Here is a 19469-nt window from a genome sequence, read left to right on the forward strand (position 1 = left end):
AGGAGCAGGCCGTGTCCCGTACCCGATCCCCGCACCGCGCCGCCCGCCGTCGGCTGCGCCTCCTCGTCACCGTGCCGGCCCTCGCGGGCGCCCTCGCCATCGGCGCACCGCCCGCGTCGGCGACCTCCACGCCCGCGCAGATAGCCGCGTCGAAGGCGATCGGCGTGACGTACCTCAAGTCCCTCCAGGCCGCGGACGGTTCGTACGCCGGCTCCGGCCTGTCGAACGAGTGGGCCTTCAGCGCCTTCGCCGCGGCCGGCACCGCCGCGGTGGACGTCACCCCCGGCGGCGACGCCACCAAGAACGCCCGGACCGTGTACCGCAACCTGCTGGCCACCCCCGGCTGGCCCTCCGCGTCGCCCCGCGTCACCGACTACGAGCGCGGCGTCCTCAACGCGTACGCCGCCGGCATCGACCCGGCCCGGGTCTCGGAGTCCCGCAACCTCATCGCCGACGTCTACGGGTTCTGGCAGAGCGCCGAGCCGGGCTACTTCGGCCCTTCCGCGACGTACAACGGCACCGTCTTCGCGGGCCTCGCGCTCGGTGGGGCGAGAACCCAGTCCGGTGCGCAGCGCGTGCCGCAGGCCCTGCTGGACTCGGTCGTCACCCGCATCCGCGCCAACCAGCACGACGACGGCGGCTGGGACTACCAGAAGGCCGAAGGCGACCCGGCGCGGCTGGCCGCGCCGAGCGACATCGACATGACCGGTGCGTCGATGGCCGCGCTGTGCGCCTCCGGCGTCCCCAACACGGACCCGGACGTCGTCCAGGCCAGGACCTTCCTGAAGAACAAGCTCGACGCCGCATCGGGCGCCTTCAACGCGATGTTCGGACAGAACACCAACTCCAACGGCTGGGCCGTCTCCGGGCTGCACGCCTGCGGCATCAACCCGCAGACGGGGGACTTCCTCACCACCAAGACGCCGGTCGACTTCCTGATCGCCCAGCAGTTCAAGCCCGGCGGCGGCTTCCGCTACCTGCCCGCCGACACCGCGCCTTCGGCGTACGCCTCCATCGACGCGCTGCGGGCGGTGGCGGGCGGCGGGTTCACCGCGGCCCCGCCCACCCCGACGACGGCCGGCGCCCCGCGCTGGGTGGGCGCCGACTCCTTCACCGCCGGGACCGCGACCGAAGTGGCGCTCAGCGTCGACGACGGCGCCGGCGGCCTGAAGGTCTGCTCGGTGCCCTTCACCCCGACCGGCGCCACCACCACCCTCGGTGACGTGCTGGCCGCTGCGGGCGCGGCGGCGCTGCCGGCCGGCTGCGTCACCGGCGTCACCCCCTCCGCCGGCAGCGGCCCGATCACCTCGCTCAACGGCAAGGCGAACAGCGGCTCGTCCACCTGGAAGGTCAGCGTCGACGGGGCCGCGCACGCGGGCGCGGCCCGCGAGAAGGTCGTGAACGTCGGCGACACCATCGCCCTGCGCTGGGGCGTCTGACCCCACCGCGGTCGCGGGCCGGCCACGGCACCCACAGCGCCGGCCCGCGACCGCACGGCGCCGCATTCGGCGCCCGATTGCCCGTCCATGACCACACGCCGGACCCACCCCGTACAAAGTCCACGGCCAGGGCCCCATACTGGACGGTGCGGGGAGGACGGGGCACGGCGACGGGGGCGACGGCGCAAGATGGCGGAGAGCAGGCTGATCCAGAGCCGGTACCGGCTGCTGGACCTGATCGGGCGCGGCGGCATGGGCGAGGTGTGGAGCGCCGTCGACGAATCGCTGGGCCGCCGCGTCGCGGTCAAGTGCCTCAAGCCCATCGGCCAGGACCACGACGCCTCCTTCTCCGCCGTACTGCAAGAACGGTTCCGCCGAGAGGCCCGGGTCGCCGCCGCGCTGCAACACCGCGGGGTCACCGTCGTCCACGACTTCGGCGAGTACGACGGAGTGCTCTACCTGGTCATGGAGCTGCTCCAGGGCCACAACCTCAGCCAGCTCCTGGACGAGAACGAACAGCAGCCGCTGCCGGTCGACGAGGTCGTCGACATCGCCGTCCAGGTCGCGGACGCCCTCGCGTACACCCATGAACGCGGCATCGTGCACCGCGACCTGAAGCCGGCGAACATCATGCGGCTCGTCGACGGCACGGTGAAGATCTGCGACTTCGGCATCGCCCGCCTCGGCGAGAACATCGGCCTCTCCTCCCGTCTCACCAGCACCGGCATCGCCATGGGCACCCCGCACTACATGTCGCCGGAACAGATCGGCGGCGGCCAGGTCGACCACCGCAGCGACCTGTACTCCCTCGGCTGCGTGCTCTACGAACTGGCCACCGGCGTACCGCCGTTCGACCACGAGGACGCCTGGGCCGTCCTGGTGGGCCACCGCGACACCGTGCCCCAACCGCTGAGCGTGCACCGCGCCGACATCCCCGACCACGTCGAGCGGACCGTGCTCGACCTGCTGGCCAAGACGCCCGACGGCCGGCCGTCCGACGCGACCGAGCTGCGCCGGCGCATGACGCAGGACCAGCGCGCCCTGCCGTCGGCCACGGCGACGACCGGCCGCACCGCCGCGCGGGCGCCCGCCGCCCTGCCGGCGTGGGGCCGCCGGATGACCGGCGGGCACCAGGCGACCGCGACCGCGTTGCGCCCGGTGGTGCCCGACCACACCGCGGGGCTCACCGGCGAATGGACCACCGGAGCGGCGCCGCGCGCCGCCGCCCTCACACCGGCCGCGTCCCGACCGGAGCGCCCCACGCCGTCGCCGGAGGCGTTGGCCGTGCTCGCCAGCCGCCACAGCGCCGGCCTGAGCCTCGCCCGGCTCGGCCGTTGGGAGGAGGCGGGCGAGGTCCACCGCGCGGTGGCCGTCGAACGCGAACACGCCCTCGGCCCCGACCACCCCGACACCCTCGCCAGCCGGTACGAGGTCGGCCTCACCCTCAGCCGCACCGGGCGCGCCGACGACGCACTGCGCGAGTTCCGCCGGGTGACGGCGGGGCGCGAGCGCGCCCTCGGCGCCGACCACCCGGACACTTTGGCGGCCCGTCAGGAGACGGCGTACGTCCTCGGACAGCTCGGCCGGCACTTCGAAGCCCACGACGCGTACGCCGCGGTCCTCGCCACCCGTGAGCGCACCATGGGTCCCGACCACCCCGACACCCTCGCCTGCCGCCACAGCCTCGCCTTCAACCTGAGCCGGCTGGGCCGGTTGGAGGACTCGTTCGCGATGGCCTGCGAGGTGGCCGCCGCCCGCACCCGGGTGCTCGGCGCCGACCACCCCGACACCTTGGTCACCCGCTACGAAGTCGCCTACGCCCTGGGCCAGTTGGGGCGCTGGACGGAGGCGCTGAGCACCTACCGGGAGGTCGCGGAGGCGCGCGCCCGGGCGCTGGGCCCCGACCACCCGGACACTTTGGCGGCCCGCCACGAGGTCGGCATCGGCCTCGGCCGGCTCGGGCACGGCACCCAGGCCGTGGAGCTGTACCGCTCCCTGGTCGCCGACCGCACCCGGCTGCACGGCGCGAACGACCCCGAGACGCTGCGCGCCCGCCACGGCCTGGGGGTGAACCTCGGCCGGCTGGGCCGTTGGGAGGAGGCCCTGGGGGAGGCGCGCGAGATCAGCGGGTTGCGTCAGCAGGTCCTCGGCGCCGACCACCCCGACACCCTCATCAGCCGCCGCGAGGTCGCCGTCGGCCTCGGCTGGCTCGGCCGTTGGCCCGACGCCCTGGAAGTGTACCGGGAGGTGGCCGCCGCCCGCGAACGCGTCCTCGGCGTCGATCACCCCGAAGCGCTCGCCAGCCGCAACGACGAGGCGCACTGCCTGGAACAGCTCGGCCGCCACTCCGACGCGGTGGAGCTGTACCGGCGCGTCGCGGCGCTGCGTGAACGCCGCAGCACCCGGGGCCGCTGACCTGCGCACCCGTCGCGGTCCAGGGCGCGCTCCAGGGCCGTGTACGGGTGTTGCGGCGCCGGCGGCAGCGGTTAGTGTCCGGTCATGCCCGCACTCACCTCGTACGACGCCGTCATCGTCGGCGGCGGCCACAACGGCCTGGTCGCCGCCGCCTACCTGGCCCGGGCGGGCCGCTCGGTCCTGGTGCTGGAGCGCGCCGGCGCGGTCGGCGGGGCGGCCGTGTCCACCCGCCCGTTCGCCGGGGTCGACGCCCGCCTCTCGCGCTACTCCTACCTGGTCTCCCTGCTGCCGCGGAAGATCGTCGACGAACTCGGCCTCGACTTCGCGGTCCGCGGGCGCACCGTCTCCTCCTACACCCCGTACGGCACGGGCGGGCTGCTCGTCGGCGCCGGCCGCACCGAGGAGTCCTTCGCCGCCCTCAGCGGGGGAGACGCCGAGTACGCGGCCTGGCGGGAGTTCTACGCGATGACGGGCGAGGTCGCCCGGCGCGTCTTCCCGACCCTCACCGAGCCGCTGCCGACGCGCGAGGAGCTACGGGCCCGGGTCGACGACCCGGTCGCGTGGCGCACGTTGTTCGAAGAGCCCATCGGCCGGGCGATCGAGGCGCGGTTCCAGCACGACCTGGTGCGCGGCGTCGTGCTCACCGACGCCCTGATCGGCACCTTCGCCGACGCCCATGACCCCGGCCTGGTGCAGAACCGCTGCTTCCTCTACCACGTCATCGGCGGCGGCACCGGCGACTGGAACGTGCCCGTCGGCGGCATGGGCGCGCTCACCGACGCGCTCGCCGCCGCGGCCCGCGGCGCGGGTGCCGAGATCGTCACCGGCCACGAGGCGGTGCGCATCGACACCGACGGCACGAACGCCGAGGTGGTGTACGCGAACGAAGGCCGCGAGGGCACCGTCGGCGCCCGTCGGGTGCTGGTGAACGCCGCACCGCGGGAGTTGGCCCGGCTGCTGGGCGAGGCACCGCCCGCGCCGGTGGAGGGCGCGCAGTTCAAGGTGAACATGCTGCTGCGCGCGCTGCCGCGGCTGCGGGACCGCACCGTCGACCCGCGCGAGGCGTTCGCCGGCACCTTCCACGTCTCCGAGGGGTACGGGCAGTTGGCGCGGGCGTACCGGGAGGCGTCCGCCGGCCGGCTGCCGAGCGCGCCCCCGTCGGAGATCTACTGCCACTCGCTGACGGACCCGACGATCCTCGCGCCCGACCTGGTGGCCCGGGGGTACCAGACCCTGACCCTCTTCGGGCTGCACACCCCGGCCCGGCTGTTCGCCACCGACCACGACCGGGTGCGATCCGACCTGCTCGCGGCCACCCTCGCCGAACTCGACGCACACTTGGCAGAGCCGATCGGGGACCTGCTCGCCGTGGACGCGAACGGCGAACCGTGCATCGAGGCGAAGACACCGCTGGACCTGGACCGGGAGTTGGGCCTGCCCGGGGGACACATCTTCCACCGGGACCTGTCGTTCCCGTACGCGAGCGAGGACACCGGGCGGTGGGGCGTGGAGACGGCGCACCCGAACGTCCTGCTGTGCGGCGCGGGCGCGGTACGCGGCGGCGGGGTGAGCGGGGTCCCGGGCCACAACGCGGCGATGGCGGCGATGGGGCGCTAGGGAGCGCTGCTCTGGTTCGAGAGCGCTGCTCTCGTGCGGGGGCGGTGCGCTGGGAATGGTGCGGTGCTCTCGTGCGGGGGCGGTGGGCTAGGAATGGTGCGGTGCTCTCGTGCGGGGGCGGTGCGCTGGGAACGGTGCAGTGCTCTCACGCGAGAGCAGCGCTCCCGCTTTGGTGCGGTGCCCCGGTGAAGGCGCACTGCTCTCGTATGGGGGTGGTGTTCACGTCCCGGAGCCCTGCTCGCACCCTGGAGCGCCGGTCGCTTCCCGGAGCACTGCTCTCGTATGGGCGCGGCGCTCGCACCCCGGAGCGCTGATCACCTCCCGGAGCACTGCTCTCGCACCAGCGCAGTGCTCCGGGACGTGCCCAGCCCCCGCTCACACGTCAGTCGGCGGACGCCACCCAGCCGTCGGCGACGATCCGCGCCGCATCGCGCGGCCTGGACTCGTCGAAGACCGGGCGGCCGCCGACCTCGACGCGCAGTCCCGTGACGTACGCCCCGCGGCCCACGTACCGGGCGTCGGTGGCGTATCGCCAGCGCAACCGCAGTTCACCGCCGCGCCACGGCGACAGATCCGCCGTCAGTCGGTGCCAGCGGCGTTCGGACCAGCCCGTCACCGAACCGTTCGGACGTTCCTCGGGGTGGCCGCCCTCGCGCGCGGTCGTGAACGGTACCGGCCGCCAGGTCGCCCCGCCGTCCGCCGAGCCCTCCAAGAAGAGCGCGTCGGCGGACGGCTCCGTGTCCCACCACAGCGCGCACTCCAAGCGGGCGGCGCCGCCGCGTCGCGAACCGAAGGGCAGGGCCGGCAGGGTGAGCGTGGCGGTGGTCGCGGACGCCATGCCGGAGAACCAGGCGCGGCGGCCCCGCTCCGGGCGCACCGGGACCGCGCGCGCCAGGTTGTTCGCGGCGGTGACCCTCGGCGCGCTGCCGGAGCGCCAGGTGCGCACCGGGTGGACGGAGTTCCCGAGGACGACGAGGAAGGTGTCCGTGCTGGGATCCAGCACCAGGCTGGTGCCGGTGAACCCGGTGTGGCCCGCGGAGCGCGGGGTGGCCATCGCGCCCATGTACCAGTGCTGGTTCAGCTCGAAGCCGAGGCCGTGTTCGTCGCCGGGGAAGGCGGTGTTGAAGTCCGTGAACATCAGGTCGACGGAGTCCGGGCGCAGGATGCGCGCGGTGCCGTACGCGCCGCCGTCGAGGAGCGTGCGGGCGAGGACGGCGAGGTCCCAGGCGCAGGAGAAGACGCCGGCGTGGCCCGCGACGCCGCCGAAGGAGAAGGCGTTCTCGTCGTGCACCTCGCCCCGCACCATGCCGCGGTCGAGACCGGACCACGGCGGTCGGGCGTCCTCGGTCGCGGCGACCTTCGGCCGCCAGGAGAGTGGTGGATTGAAACGAGTGCGCCGCATCCCGAGCGGAGCAGTGATCTCGTCGTGGAGCAGGCGGTCCAAAGTGCGACCCGTGATCCGTTCCAGGATCAGTTGGAGCGAGATCAGATTGAGGTCGGAGTAGAGGTACGTCGAGCCGGGTGGATGTGCCGGTGCCTCCGCCCACACCATCTTGAGCTTGCCCTCCCGCGTCGGCTCCCGGTACAGCGGGATCCAGGGTCGGAACCCGGAGGTGTGCGTGAGCAGCTGGACCACGGTGACGTCCTGCTTGCCTCCGCCGCCGAACTCCGGCAGGTACTCCGTCACCCGGGCCGCAAGCTCCAGCGCGCCCCGCTCGATCTGCTGCACCGCCAGGATCGAGGTGAAGAGCTTGGAGACCGACGCCAGGTCGAAGACGGTGTCCTCGGCCATCGGGACCTGCTGGTCGACCGGCAACTCCACGGCGGTGTCGGTGCGTTCGTCGTACGCGGCGTAACGCACGGCCATGCCGATGGGGCGGTGCAGGGCGACGGTGTCACCGCGGCCGGCGAGCAGCACCGCCCCCGCGTACCAGGGGTGTACGGGGGAGGGGTCGAGGTACGAGCGGGCGTCGGCGACCAGCCGGTCCAGGTGCGCCGCGATCAGCCCGGCGCGTTCGGGCGAGCCGCGGCGCAGGGTGCGTCGCCCGCCGGCGCCAGCGCCCACGCCCGGCCCCGCGCCGTCGACGGCGCCCGCCCCGCCGCCACCGGGGCCGCCCGGGCCGGCCTCGGCCGCCTGCGCGAACGGGATCGGGGCGAGCGCCAGCGCGCCGCCCAGGGCCAGCGCCCCGCCGCCCCACCTCCGTCTGCTGATCCCTCTGCCCTCCGTCGCGTCGTCCTGAGCCGCGCCCCGCGCCGCGTCCTCGGTCACCCGTACCCCGCTTCCTGAAAGTATCTTTCGAAACTCCGATCGATAGCGAAACTTTCTTGCGGCGCCGAGGGGCTGTCAACCGCCCGTCGGCCTCCGGGTGCCCCACCCCGCAAACTGACGCAGCATCAGAAAATCTCTTCCCTCGATGGCACGGCTGCGGCATCCTGCGCCCATGGAGACGGAGCTGAGCAAGTCCCTGGGGGTGGCGCACGCCCTCTTCGGGTTCACGCCGTTCCCGGCCGTGGCCGCGGCGATCACGCGCGCCGGCGGCTTCGGCGTGCTGGGCGCCGTCCGCTACACGGCCCCCGACGACCTGCGGCGCGACCTCGACTGGCTCGCCGAGCACTGCGACGGCCTGCCGTACGGGCTCGACGTCGTCATGCCCGCCCGACGCGCCGGAGTGCCGGGCTCCGCCGCGCCCACCGAGGCGGAGGTGGAGGCGCTGATCCCCGAGGGGCACCGGCAGTTCGTCCGCGACGTCCTCGCCCGGCACGGCGTCCCCGAACTCGCCGACGGCGAAGGAAGCGGTTGGCGCATCACCGGCTGGATGGAGCAGGTCGCCCGCTCCCAGTTGGACGTCGCCTTCGACTACCCCATCAAGCTGCTGGCCAACGCGCTGGGTCCGCCGCCCGTCGACGTCGTTACCCGCGCCCACGACCACGGGGTGCGCGTCGCAGCCCTCGCCGGCAGCGCCCGGCACGCCCGGCGCCACGCGGACGCCGGCATCGACGTCGTCGTCGCCCAGGGCTACGAAGCCGGCGGCCACACCGGGGAGATCGCCTCCATGGTCCTCACCCCCGAAGTCGTCGACGCCGTCGACCCGCTGCCGGTGCTGGCCGCCGGCGGCATCGGCAGCGGCCGGCAGATCGCCGCCGCGCTCGCCCTCGGTGCCCAGGGCGTCTGGCTCGGCTCCCTCTGGCTCACCACCACCGAAGCGGACCTGCACTCCCGCGCCCTGACGGAGAAGCTGCTCGCGGCCGGCTCCGGCGACACCGTCCGCTCCCGCGCCCTGACCGGCAAGCCCGCCCGACAGTTGCGCACCGAGTGGACCGACGCCTGGGACGACCCCGCCGGACCCGGCGCGCTCCCCATGCCGCTCCAAGGACTGCTCGTCGCCGAGGCCGTCACCCGCATCCAGAAGCACGACGTCGTACCACTGCTCGGCACCCCCGTCGGGCAGATCGTCGGCCGGATGACCTCCGAACGGTCCGTGCAGGAGGTCGTCGACGACCTGACCCGCGGCTTCGAACGGGCCGTCGAAGCCGTCAACCGCATCGCCGGAAGGGAGTGAAGCCCCCGTGACCTCCGAAACCCCCGCGACCCCGGCCGCCGATCGACCCCACGGCTTCTGGGCCCAGGCCGCGGCCGATCCGGACCGCACCGTGCTCATCGCCCCCGACGGCGAGCGCTGGAGCGCCGGCCGGCTGCACCGCGCCGCCAACCGACTCGTCCACGGGCTGCGCGCCGCCGGCCTCCGGCGCGGCGACGCCTTCGCCACCGTGCTGCCCAACGGCGTCGAACTGCTCACCGCACACCTGGCCGCCACCCAGGCCGGGATGTACCTCGTCCCCGTCAACCACCACCTCGTCGCACCCGAGATCGCCTGGATCGTCGCCGACTGCGGCGCCCGCGTCCTCATCGCCCACGAGCGGTACGCCGGCCCCGCCGGGGCCGCCGCCGACGAAGCCGGCCTCGCCGCGGACCGCCGCTACGCGGTCGGGGCGGCCGACGGGTTCAGCCCGTACGCCCGCCTCCTCGACGGGCACCCCGGGTCGCCGCCCGCGGATCGCACCCTGGGCTGGGTGATGAACTACACCTCGGGCACCACCGGACGGCCGCGCGGCATCCGCCGCCCGCTGACCGGCAAGCAGCCCGAGCAGGCCCACCTGGGCGGCTTCCTCGGCATCTTCGGCATCCGCCCCTTCGACGACAACGTCCACCTGGTGTGCTCGCCGCTCTACCACACGGCCGTGCTCCAATTCGCCGCCGCCTCCTTGCACATAGGGCACCCACTGGTCCTGATGGACAAGTGGGACCCCGAGGAGATGCTGCGGCTGATCGACGCGTACCGCTGCACCCACACCCACATGGTGCCCACCCAGTTCCACCGCCTCCTCGCCCTGCCCGACGAGGTCAAGGCGCGCTACGACGTCACCTCCCTACGGCACGCCATCCACGGCGCCGCGCCCTGCCCCGACCACGTGAAGCGGGCGATGATCGCCTGGTGGGGAACGTGCGTGGAGGAGTACTACGCGGCGAGTGAGGGCGGCGGCGCGTTCGCCACCGCCGAGGACTGGCTGAAGAAGCCGGGCACCGTCGGCCGGGCGTGGCCCATCAGCGAACTCGCCGTCTTCGACGACGACGGCAACCGTCTGCCGCCCGGCGAGCTGGGCACCGTCTACATGCGGATGACCACCGGCGGCTTCCGTTACCACAAGGACGAGGCGAAGACCCGGGCGAACCGCGTCGGGGACTTCTTCACCGTCGGCGACCTCGGAGTGCTCGACGAGGACGGCTACCTCTTCCTGCGCGACCGAAAGATCGACATGATCATCTCGGGCGGCGTGAACATCTACCCAGCCGAGATCGAGGCCGCGCTGCTCGCCCACCCCGCGGTCGCGGACGCCGCCGCCTTCGGGATCCCGCACCCCGACTGGGGCGAGGAGGTCAAGGCCGTCGTCGAACCCGCCGACGGACACCGGGCCGGCGAGGAGCTGGCGAACGCTCTGCTGGCCCACTGCGAGCAGCGGCTCGCCGGGTACAAACGGCCCAAGAGCGTGGACTTCGTGCCCGCCATGCCCCGCGACCCCAACGGGAAGCTGTACAAGCGCCGGCTGCGCGACCCCCACTGGGCCGGTCACGACCGACCCGTGTGAGGGGGCGGGGCGGCCGGGGCACCATCGACCCCCCGCCCGGCTCACCACGACGGGCGAATCCCGCCGCCTGCTGGCAGCGTGTCGGTATGAAGACCGGCACCGCGGCGTACCTGTCGCAATGGACCACGTGGACGCCCGTCGTGTCGGTGGCCGCCCTCGCCGTCGCCTGGGGGCGCGAACTGTCCGGCTTCGCCGTCGCCCTGATCGCCCTGTGCCTGATCGCCGCCGTGCTCTCCGCGGTCCACCACGCGGAGGTCGTCGCCCACCGCGTCGGCGAGCCGTTCGGGTCGATCGTCCTCGCGGTCGCCGTGACCGTCATCGAGGTGGGGCTGATCGTCATGCTGATGGTCGGCGGCGGTGAGAAGTCCGCCACCTACGCCCGGGACACCGTGTTCGCCGCCGTCATGATCACCTGCAACGGCATCGTGGGACTCTCCCTCACGGTGGCGACGCTGCGCAACCGCATCGCGGTCTTCAACGCGGAGGGCTCCGGCGGCGCCGTCGCCACCGCCTGCACCCTCGCCACCATGACCCTCGTCCTGCCGACCTTCACCACCAGCAAGCCGGGACCCGAGTTCACCGGACCCCAACTCGCCTTCGCCGCGGTCGCCTCCCTCCTGCTGTACGGCCTGTTCATCGGCGTCCAGACGGTGCGCCACCGCGACTACTTCCTCCCGGTGCACGCCGACGGCTCCGCCATCGGACCCGACGAACACGCCGAGCCGCCGACCCTGCGCGAGACCCAACTCAGCCTCGCCCTGCTGCTCGTCGCGCTGATCGCGGTGGTCGGCAACGCCAAGCTCGTCTCCCCGTCCATCGAGCGGGGCGTGGCGTCCGCCGGGCTGCCGATCTCCGCCGTCGGCGTGGTCATCGCCCTGATGGTGCTGCTGCCCGAGACCGTCGCGGCGGCGCGGGCCGCCCGCAGCGGCCGGGTGCAGACCAGTCTGAACCTCGCGTACGGCTCCGCCATGGCCAGCATCGGCCTGACCATCCCGGCCATCGCCCTCGCGTCGCTGTGGCTCTCCGGCCCGCTGGTCCTTGGCGAGGGGCCCACCAACATGGTGCTGCTCGCCCTGACGGCCGTCGTCAGTGCCCTGACCGTGGTCCCCGGCCGCGCCACCCTCCTCCAGGGCGGCGTCCACCTGGTGCTCTTCGCGGCCTTCGTCTTCCTCTCCTTCAGCCCGTAGCGCCTTCGGCCCCCACGCCTTCGGCCCCCACGCCTTCGGCCCGTCACGCCGTCAACGCGGTCACGTCGTTGCGCCGTCAGCCCGTAGCGGCCGGCAGCCGGCGAGCCGCTGCCGACGCCCGGCTCGGGCGAACACCAGCGCGCACACCGCCCCCGTGCACACCGGTGTGCAGCGTGCACACCCCACGCACGTGCGGAGCACACCCGCGAGACGTGACATCGGGGACTGTGCCGCCGCGGTCCGCGGTGGAAACCTCGTCGAGGTCGAAGCCGGCCACGACGAGACCGTGAGGAGCGCGAGTGAATCCGGAGTACGCCGCGTACTGCCAGACCGACGGTGACTTCTACGACGCACCGCTGCGCCCCGCCGACGCCGACACCCCGGACGGCGCCCTCTACGAGGCCGCCCGCGGGCCCGCCCCCGAAGGCTGGACCACCGCCCGCTCGGGCGACTGGCTCTCCTTCCTGCCGACCGGCGTCACCCTCCGCCCGCAGGGCTGGAAGATCCACGTCTCCGCGGCGGTCGACAACGCCGAGTCCGTACTGCGCCGGGTGCACGCCCACTGCCTGGAGCGGGGCGTCCCGCACAAGTTCGTCCCCGGGCCGCGCCTGCTGAAGCTGCGCAACGCCAAGTACGCCGACCGCGCCGGCAGCGGCAAGTTCATCACCGTCTATCCCCGCGACGACACGGACGAGGCGTCCTTCCCGCAGCTGTGCCAGGAACTGGCCGCCCTGCTCGCCGGGGAACACGGCCCGTACGTCCTCAGCGACCTGCGCATAGGCGACGGACCGGTGCACGTGCGCTACGGCGCCTTCGCCGCCCGCTACTGCCTCAGCGCCGACGGCCGGCCCGTCCCCGCGATCGAGGACCCCGACGGCACCCTGGTGCCCGACCCCCGCGGGCCGCGCTTCACCCTCCCCAAGTGGGTGACCCCGCCCGCCTTCCTCCGCCCCCACCTCGAAGCCAGGGCCGCCGTCGGCACCACCGACATGCCGTACGAGATCCAAGGCGCCCTGCACTTCTCCAACGGCGGCGGCGTCTACCGGGCCCGCTGCACCCGCACCGGCGAGACCGTCGTCCTCAAGGAGGCCCGGCCGCACGCGGGCCTGGGGACCGACGGCGCCGACGCCGTCACCCGGCTGGACCGCGAACGCGTCGCCCTGGAACAACTCGCCGGCCTCGACTGCGTCCCAGCCCTGCTGGAGAGCTTCGACATCGGGGACCACCGCTTCCTCGCCCTCGAACACGTCCCCGGGCTCACCCTCAACACCGTCATGGCCCGCCGCTACCCGCTCTCGCTGGCGAACCCGAGCACCGAGGCGCTCGCCGACTACGCCGCCTGGGTGGAGCGCACGTACGAACGCGTCGAGCGGGCCGTCGAACGCATCCACGCCCGCGGACTGGTCTTCAGCGACCTGCACATGAGCAACATCATGGTCAGCGACGACGGCGAACGCGTCACGCTCCTCGACTTCGAAGCGGCCTTCCCCGTCGAGCAGGACCAACGCCGACAGGTCGTCGCCAACCCGGCCTTCGTCGCCCCCGCCGACTGCACCGGCATCGACATCGACCGCTACGCCCTGGCCTGTCTGCGCCTCGCGCTGCTGCTGCCGCTCACCACGCTCTTCATGGTCGACCGCGACCGCGCCCCGCGCCTGGCCCGGTACGCCGCCGAGACCTTCCCCGTCGCCGAGTCCGCGCTGCTCCCCGCCGTCCGCCGCATCCAACGCGGCGCACCGTCCGTCGACGACGCAGGCGCCCCGGCGCAGGCCCCCCGGATCGACGACTGGCCGCGCAGCCGGGACTCCATGGCCCGCGCCATCGCCGCCTCCTGCACCCCGGGCCGGGACGACCGCTGCTTCCCCGGCGACATCGCCCAGTTCGCCAACCCGGCCGGCGGCCAGTCCTTCGGCTACGGCGCGGCCGGCGTGCTCTACGCCCTGCACGAGACGGGCGCCGCCACCTGCCCCGAAGCCCTCGCCTGGCTGCTGGACCGGGTGAAGGCGCCCGCGCCCGGCACCCTGCCCGGCTTCCACGACGGCCTCGCCGGCATCGCCTGGACGCTCGACCGCCTCGGCCACCGGGCCGAGGCCACCGAACTCGCCGACCTCGTCGTCCGCCAACCCCTGGAACACCTGCCGGCCGACCTGCACGGGGGAGTGGCCGGCATCGCCCTGGCGCTGTACGACCTGGCGGGCAACAGGACCGGAACCGACGCCGCCGAACTGGCCGCAGCCGCCGACCGCTGCCTCGAACTCGCAGTCCGCGCCGTCACCGACGGCCCGCCGGCCGCCCGCGCCGGACTGCTGTACGGCGCCAGCGGCCTCGCCCTGCTGTTCGTACGACGGTACGAGGCGACCGGCGACCCCGCCCTGCTCGACCTGGCCGCCACCGCGCTCCGACGCGACCTGGAGCGGTGCAAGCCCGCGCCCGGCGACGGCCTGCACGTGGTGGAGGGCCGACGGCTGATGCCGTACCTCGGCGCCGGCAGCGCCGGAGTGGCCCTCGTCATCGACGACTACCTGAGCCACCGCGCCGACGAGCAGTTCACCGCCGCCCGCACCGCCATCGAACCGGCGCTGCGATGCGCCTTCTACATCCAGCCCTCGCTGTACCGGGGGATCGGCGGCTTCGTCCTCCAACTCGCCCGCACGCACGCGGGCGACCCCGCCGAACGCCGACGCGCCATCGACCGGCACCTGAGGCTGATGGACCTGCAAGCCACCCCGTACCGCGGCGAGTTGGCCTTCCCCGGCGAGCAGCTCATGCGCCGGTCCATGGACCTGGCCACCGGCACCGCCGGCTGCCTGCTCGCCCTCGGCAGCGCGCTGGGCGACCGCCCGATGTCGCTGCCGTTCGTCCCACCGCTCACCCGAGCCCACGAGTCGACCCCACCCAGGGGTTGAGCACAAGCAACACACCGTCCCCATGGAAGGAGCACGTCATGGCACTTCTCGACCTGCAGACCCTGGAGATCGCCGAGACCGAAGAGGCCGTCGGTGACCTGGAAGGCGTCAGCAGCGCGAGCCTGCTGGTCTGTCACGGCAGCTCCGTCAGCCTCATTCAGTGCTTCTGAGCGACTTGAGCTCCTCGAACCGCTGAGCCGCACGAGCACCGAAGCACCGACCGTGTGACGCACCCCGTCACACCGCCCGGCCCCACCCCAGGGGCCGGGCGCCAGCAAACACCGTCCCCGTGGAAGGAGCACGTCATGGCACTTCTCGACCTGCAGACCCTGGAGATCGCCGAGACCGAAGAGGCCGTCGGCGACCTGGAGACCGTGAGCAGCGCGAGCCTGCTGCTGTGCCAGGGCAGCTCCCTCAGCCTGCTCCAGTGCTTCTAGGGTCCGCACACCCTCGAATCACCGGGCTGAGCTGTTGAGCCGCTGAGGAATCACTGCACCACGGACCGGTCCCGGATCCATCCGGGGCCGGTCCCGCACGCTCCTGCCGCCCGGACCCACGAGGAAGGCCCCATGCCGAGCCACAGCCCGACGCCGGGACGCGTTCCGCACCGGCGCGCGGGGCTGGTGCTGCTGGTGGCGTGCGCCACGGGCGGGGCGCTCGCCGCACTCGCCCTCCCCGCCGCACTCGGCGACACCCTCGACCGGGCGGTCACCGACGGCCGCGTCCCGTGGACCGCCCTGGTGGTCTGCACCGCGCTGACGGCCGCCGAGGCCGGGTTCGACGCCCTCGTCGCCCTCCTCGGAGGCACCAACACCGCCGTCCGCGCCGCCCGGCTGCGCACCGCCCTCCTCGGTCGGCTGCTGCGCACCGAACCCCGCCACGCCGATGCGCACCCGCCCGGCGACCTCACCACCCGGCTCACCGCCAACGCCGCCGAGGCGGCCACCGTGCCCGTCGCGATCGCCACCGTCGTCTCCGGCGCCCTGGTGCCCGTCGGCGCCGCCGTCGCGCTCTTCCTCATCGACCCCTGGACGGGCCTCGCGCTGCTCGTCGGCTTCCCCGCCTTCGTGGTGCTGCTGCACCTGCTGGTGCGCCGCACCTCCGCCGCCGCGGCCGACTACCAGCACGAGCAGGCCCTGATCGCCACCCGGCTCACCGAGACGCTGGAGGGCGCGGCCACCGTACGCGCGGCCGGCACCGCCCGGCGCGAACACGCCCGGATCACCGAACCGCTCGGCCGGCTCGCCGAGCACGGCCGCCGCACCTGGGACGTGCACGGCCGGGCCACCGCGGGCGCCGCCGTCCTGCTGCCGCTGCTGACCGTGCTCGTCCTCGCCGTCGCCGGCCTGCGGCTCGCGGCCGGCGCGCTGAGCGTCGGTGAACTCCTCGCCGTCTCGCGCTACGCCGTCCTCGCCGTCGGACTCGGCGTCCTCACCGGCGCCCTCAGCTCCATCGCCCGCGGGCGCAGCGCCGCCCGGCGGCTCGACCCCCTGCTCGCGCTGCCCGCCGTGCCGCACCGCTCGCTCACCCTGCCGCCCGAGGGGCCGGGCACCCTCGAACTGCGCGGCGTCGACGTGGTCCGGGAGGGCCGGCGGCTGCTGACGGGCGTGACCTTCACCGTGCCCGGCGGCACGTCGGCCGCGGTGGTCGGCCGCTCCGGCGCCGGCAAGTCCCTGGTGGCAGCCGTCGCCGGTCGGCTCACCGACCCCGACGCCGGGACGGTCCTGATCGACGGCGTCCCCCTCGACGGCGTCGACCCCGATGCGCTGCGCCACGCCGTCGCGTACGCCTTCGCCCGGCCCGCGCTGCTCGGTGCGACCGTCGAGGACGCCGTCGCCGCCGGCCCGAGCCGACCCTCCGACCGGGCGCTGCGGGACGCCCTGCGCGACGCGTCCGCCGACGGCTACGTGTCGCTGCTCCCGCTCGGCGCGCACACCCCCCTCGACGACGCGCCGCTCTCCGGCGGGGAGTACCAACGGCTCGGTCTGGCAAGGGCGTTCGCCCGTGGCGGGCGGCTCCTGGTGCTCGACGACGCCACCTCCAGCCTGGACACGGTCACCGAGGACCGCATCCAACGGGCCCTGTCGCGCCGCGCGGGGACCTGCACCCGTCTCGTCGTCGCGCACCGCGTCTCCACTGCCGCCGCCGCGGACCGGGTCGTCTGGCTCGCGGACGGCACCGTGCGGGCCGTCGGCCGCCACCGGGACCTGTGGCGCGACACCGCCTATCGCGAGCTGTTCCAGTCGGTCGACCTCGAAACCGACGCCGACGAACCGGCGCCCGGGGACGCACGGGACGAGGTGCGGTCATGAGCCGGGCCGCCGCCGCCGAGACCGGGGCGCTCCGGCGCGTCGCCCGCGAAGGGCTGCCGTTCCTGCGCGCCCGGCGCCGCGTGCTGCTGCGTCTCACGGGCTGGTCGCTGCTGGAGTTCGGGCAGACCTTCGTCACCGGCTTCGCCATCGCCCGCGCCCTCGACGACGGATTCCTCGCCGAGGCGCCCGCCACCGGGCTGGTGTGGCTGGCGGTCGCCGCCGTCGCCGTGGTGCCCGCGCTCTTCGCCGCCCGCGGCGTCTTCGGCGGCCTCGCCGACCTCGTGGAACCGTTGCGGGACGGGCTGGTGCGCCGCGCCGCGGCCCGGGCGCTGGGCACCGGGCTGACCCGCGCCACCGCCACCACCCGCTCGGTCTCCCAGGTCACCCACCAGAGCGAGATCGCCCGCGACGGCTGGGCCGGCCTGGTGCTCGCGACCCGGGGGTTCGTCTTCACCTCCGCCGGGGCGCTGAGCGGCATGGCGACCCTGTCGCCGCGGCTGCTGCTGGTCGTCCTGCCGCCGCTGCTGCTCGGCACGGTCCTGTTCCTGGCCACGCTCGTGCCCATGGGAACCCGTCAGCGCGCCTACCTCGACCTGGACGAAGCGTTCGCCGCACACGCCGGGCAGGCCGCGGGCGCGCTGCGGGACGTTGCCGCCTCGGGCGCCGCGGGGCCCCTCGGCGAGCGCACCCGGGACCTCACCGAACGGCAGACCAGGGCGTCCCGCTCGCTCGCCCGCTGGAGCGCCGTGCGCGTGGTCGCCCTCGCCGTCGGCGAACGGGCCCCCGTGGTCCTGCTGCTGGCGGCGGCGCCCTGGCTGTTGCGCAGCGGGGTGAGCACCGGCGCCCTCGTCGGCGCGTTCGCGTATGTGACGACGGCGCTGGCACCGGCCCTGAACGCCCTGCTGAACGCGCTCGGCACCGCCGGCGGTCGGCTCGTCGTGGTGCTGGACCGCTTCACCGGGCCGGCGCCACTGCCCCCGACGCCCGACCCCGCTCGCACCCGTCGACCCGTCACCGCGGCGGGCGCCGGCGCCGAGTTGCGTGCCGTCACCTTCGCGTACGGACCGCACGCCCGGCCCGTCCTCGACCGGCTGGACCTCGTCCTGGAACCCGGTGACCACCTGGCCGTCGTCGGCCCCAGCGGCAGCGGCAAGTCCACCCTCGCCGCCGTGCTCGCCGGCGTGACGGACCCGACCGCCGGCGAGGTGCGCTGGCTCGGGCGCCCCGCCGCGCAGTGGGAGCCCACCGAAGTGCGGACCCTGCTGCCGCAGCAGCCGTACGTCTTCACCGGCACGCTCCGCGAGAACCTGCGCTACCTGAGGCCGGCCGCCTCCCACGCCGAGGTCGCGGCGGCCGTGGCCGCCATCGGGCTGGACGCCGTCGTCGTACGGCTCGGCGGTCTGGACGTCCCCTTCGACCCGCGCAAGCTCTCCCGGGGGGAGTGCCAACTCGTCGCGCTGGGCCGTGCGCACGTGGCCGCGACGCCCCTGCTCATCCTGGACGAGGCGACCAGCCACCTCGACCCCGCGGCGGAAGCCCGCGCCGAGACGGCGCTCGTCGCCCGCGGCGCGACGACGGTCGTCATCGCCCATCGACTCACCTCGGCCCGGCGCGCACGACGGGTCCTGGTGATGGACGGCACCCGGACCGACTGCGGCACGCCGGACGAACTGCTGTCCCGCTCCCCGCTCTTCCGCGAACTCGCCGGGCACTGGGCCGCCGCGCCCGACGACCGGCCCACGCCTGCCTTCGGCGCTTGAGCTGCCGATACCGGACTGCCTACAACCAGCCGAAGTCCCGCGAGAGCCGTATCGCGTCGAGACGGTTGCGGCCGCCGGTCTTGCGTATCGCCGCGGCCAGGTAGTTGCGCACCGTACCGCTGGCGAGGTGCAGTGCGCTCGCTATCGAGGTGACCGACTCGCCTTCGGCCGCCAGGGCGAGCACCCGTAACTCCCGTGGCGACAGCGGCACGTCGGCCGCCCGGAGCAGCCCGAAGGCGAGGGACTCGTCGATGTGTCGGCCGCCCGTCGCCACCTTGCGCACCACGGCGCACAGGCTGTCGACGGGGCCGAGTTTGTCGACGTACCCCGTGGCGCCGGCGTCGCTGGCCCGGCGCAGGTCACCGGCGCGGTCGCCGCGCGCCAGCACCATCAGCGCCGGTGCGTCCACGGCCGGCTTCCCTAAGGACTCCATGAAGGTGAGGACTTCTAGCGAGTGGGGACAGTCCAGATCCGTCACGACGACGTCCGGCGGACATTCCTCCATGGAGGTGCGCACTCCTCCCTTGTCCGTGGCCCTTACGTTCAGGCGCGCGTCCGTGCTGAGCAGGCAGGCCAAAGAGGCTCGCCACAGGGACACCGCATGAACCAAAAGAACGGTTGTCATGTGAAGCTCCTCGGGTCATGTCGTGGCTCTTCGCGCACGATGTGCGCGCCCCCGTACGCTCTG

13 protein-coding genes are annotated in these 19469 nt (G+C 74.1%); 11 read left to right on the forward strand and 2 right to left on the reverse strand.

Annotated features, from left to right (window positions below; genetic code table 11):
- Positions 1 to 53 precede the first annotated feature (53 nt).
- From ACH4E8_RS31125 to ACH4E8_RS31135, 3 genes are all read left to right on the forward strand, one after another.
- Entirely contained in the window at positions 54 to 1439 is a 1386-nt protein-coding gene (locus ACH4E8_RS31125) for a hypothetical protein (protein ID WP_398454709.1), read from the forward strand.
- 189 nt (positions 1440 to 1628) lie between these two features.
- Entirely contained in the window at positions 1629 to 3854 is a 2226-nt protein-coding gene (locus tag ACH4E8_RS31130) for a tetratricopeptide repeat protein (RefSeq protein WP_398454660.1), read from the forward strand.
- A gap of 84 nt (positions 3855 to 3938) precedes the next feature.
- Complete coding sequence (locus ACH4E8_RS31135; RefSeq protein WP_398454662.1) at positions 3939 to 5471, forward strand: phytoene desaturase family protein; 1533 nt, start codon at positions 3939 to 3941, stop codon at positions 5469 to 5471.
- A 382-nt stretch (positions 5472 to 5853) separates the two neighbouring features.
- Here ACH4E8_RS31135 and ACH4E8_RS31140 read toward each other — a convergent pair whose 3' ends face one another.
- Positions 5854 to 7740 (reverse strand): serine hydrolase, encoded by a 1887-nt coding sequence (locus ACH4E8_RS31140; protein ID WP_398454665.1) that lies wholly within the window; start codon positions 7738 to 7740, stop codon positions 5854 to 5856.
- 172 nt (positions 7741 to 7912) lie between these two features.
- Between ACH4E8_RS31140 and ACH4E8_RS31145 the strand changes: the two genes are divergently transcribed.
- From ACH4E8_RS31145 to ACH4E8_RS31180, 8 genes are all read left to right on the forward strand, one after another.
- Positions 7913 to 9031 (forward strand): NAD(P)H-dependent flavin oxidoreductase, encoded by a 1119-nt coding sequence (locus ACH4E8_RS31145; protein WP_398454668.1) that lies wholly within the window; start codon positions 7913 to 7915, stop codon positions 9029 to 9031.
- A 7-nt stretch (positions 9032 to 9038) separates the two neighbouring features.
- The gene (locus tag ACH4E8_RS31150) at positions 9039 to 10616 is read left to right on the forward strand and encodes an acyl-CoA synthetase (protein ID WP_398454671.1); all 1578 of its coding nucleotides are present in this window, start codon (positions 9039 to 9041) and stop codon (positions 10614 to 10616) included.
- A gap of 86 nt (positions 10617 to 10702) precedes the next feature.
- The gene (locus ACH4E8_RS31155) at positions 10703 to 11803 is read left to right on the forward strand and encodes a calcium:proton antiporter (RefSeq protein ID WP_398454673.1); all 1101 of its coding nucleotides are present in this window, start codon (positions 10703 to 10705) and stop codon (positions 11801 to 11803) included.
- Between the two features lie 299 nt (positions 11804 to 12102).
- A complete protein-coding gene (gene lanKC / locus ACH4E8_RS31160) occupies positions 12103 to 14709 on the forward strand; it encodes a class III lanthionine synthetase LanKC (RefSeq protein WP_398454675.1) in 2607 nt (868 codons plus the stop codon).
- Positions 14710 to 14747: 38 nt separating this feature from the next.
- Positions 14748 to 14879: a SapB/AmfS family lanthipeptide gene (locus ACH4E8_RS31165; protein ID WP_398454676.1), complete on the forward strand. Its 132-nt coding sequence runs from the start codon at positions 14748 to 14750 to the stop codon at positions 14877 to 14879.
- A gap of 135 nt (positions 14880 to 15014) precedes the next feature.
- On the forward strand, positions 15015 to 15146 hold the full coding sequence (locus ACH4E8_RS31170; protein WP_398454677.1) for a SapB/AmfS family lanthipeptide: 132 nt from the start codon (positions 15015 to 15017) through the stop codon (positions 15144 to 15146).
- A 132-nt stretch (positions 15147 to 15278) separates the two neighbouring features.
- Positions 15279 to 17021: an ABC transporter ATP-binding protein gene (locus ACH4E8_RS31175; RefSeq protein ID WP_398454679.1), complete on the forward strand. Its 1743-nt coding sequence runs from the start codon at positions 15279 to 15281 to the stop codon at positions 17019 to 17021.
- Positions 17018 to 18781: an ATP-binding cassette domain-containing protein gene (locus ACH4E8_RS31180; RefSeq protein WP_398454680.1), complete on the forward strand. Its 1764-nt coding sequence runs from the start codon at positions 17018 to 17020 to the stop codon at positions 18779 to 18781. Before ACH4E8_RS31175 ends, ACH4E8_RS31180 begins: the two co-directional genes overlap by 4 nt.
- A 19-nt stretch (positions 18782 to 18800) precedes the next feature.
- On the opposite strand, the gene ACH4E8_RS31185 is transcribed toward ACH4E8_RS31180, so the two are convergent.
- Positions 18801 to 19406: a LuxR C-terminal-related transcriptional regulator gene (locus tag ACH4E8_RS31185; RefSeq protein WP_398454681.1), complete on the reverse strand. Its 606-nt coding sequence runs from the start codon at positions 19404 to 19406 to the stop codon at positions 18801 to 18803.
- Positions 19407 to 19469 lie beyond the last annotated feature (63 nt).

Source organism: Streptomyces sp. NPDC017979 (assembly GCF_044328175.1).
In the GTDB taxonomy this organism is placed as follows: domain Bacteria; phylum Actinomycetota; class Actinomycetes; order Streptomycetales; family Streptomycetaceae; genus Streptomyces.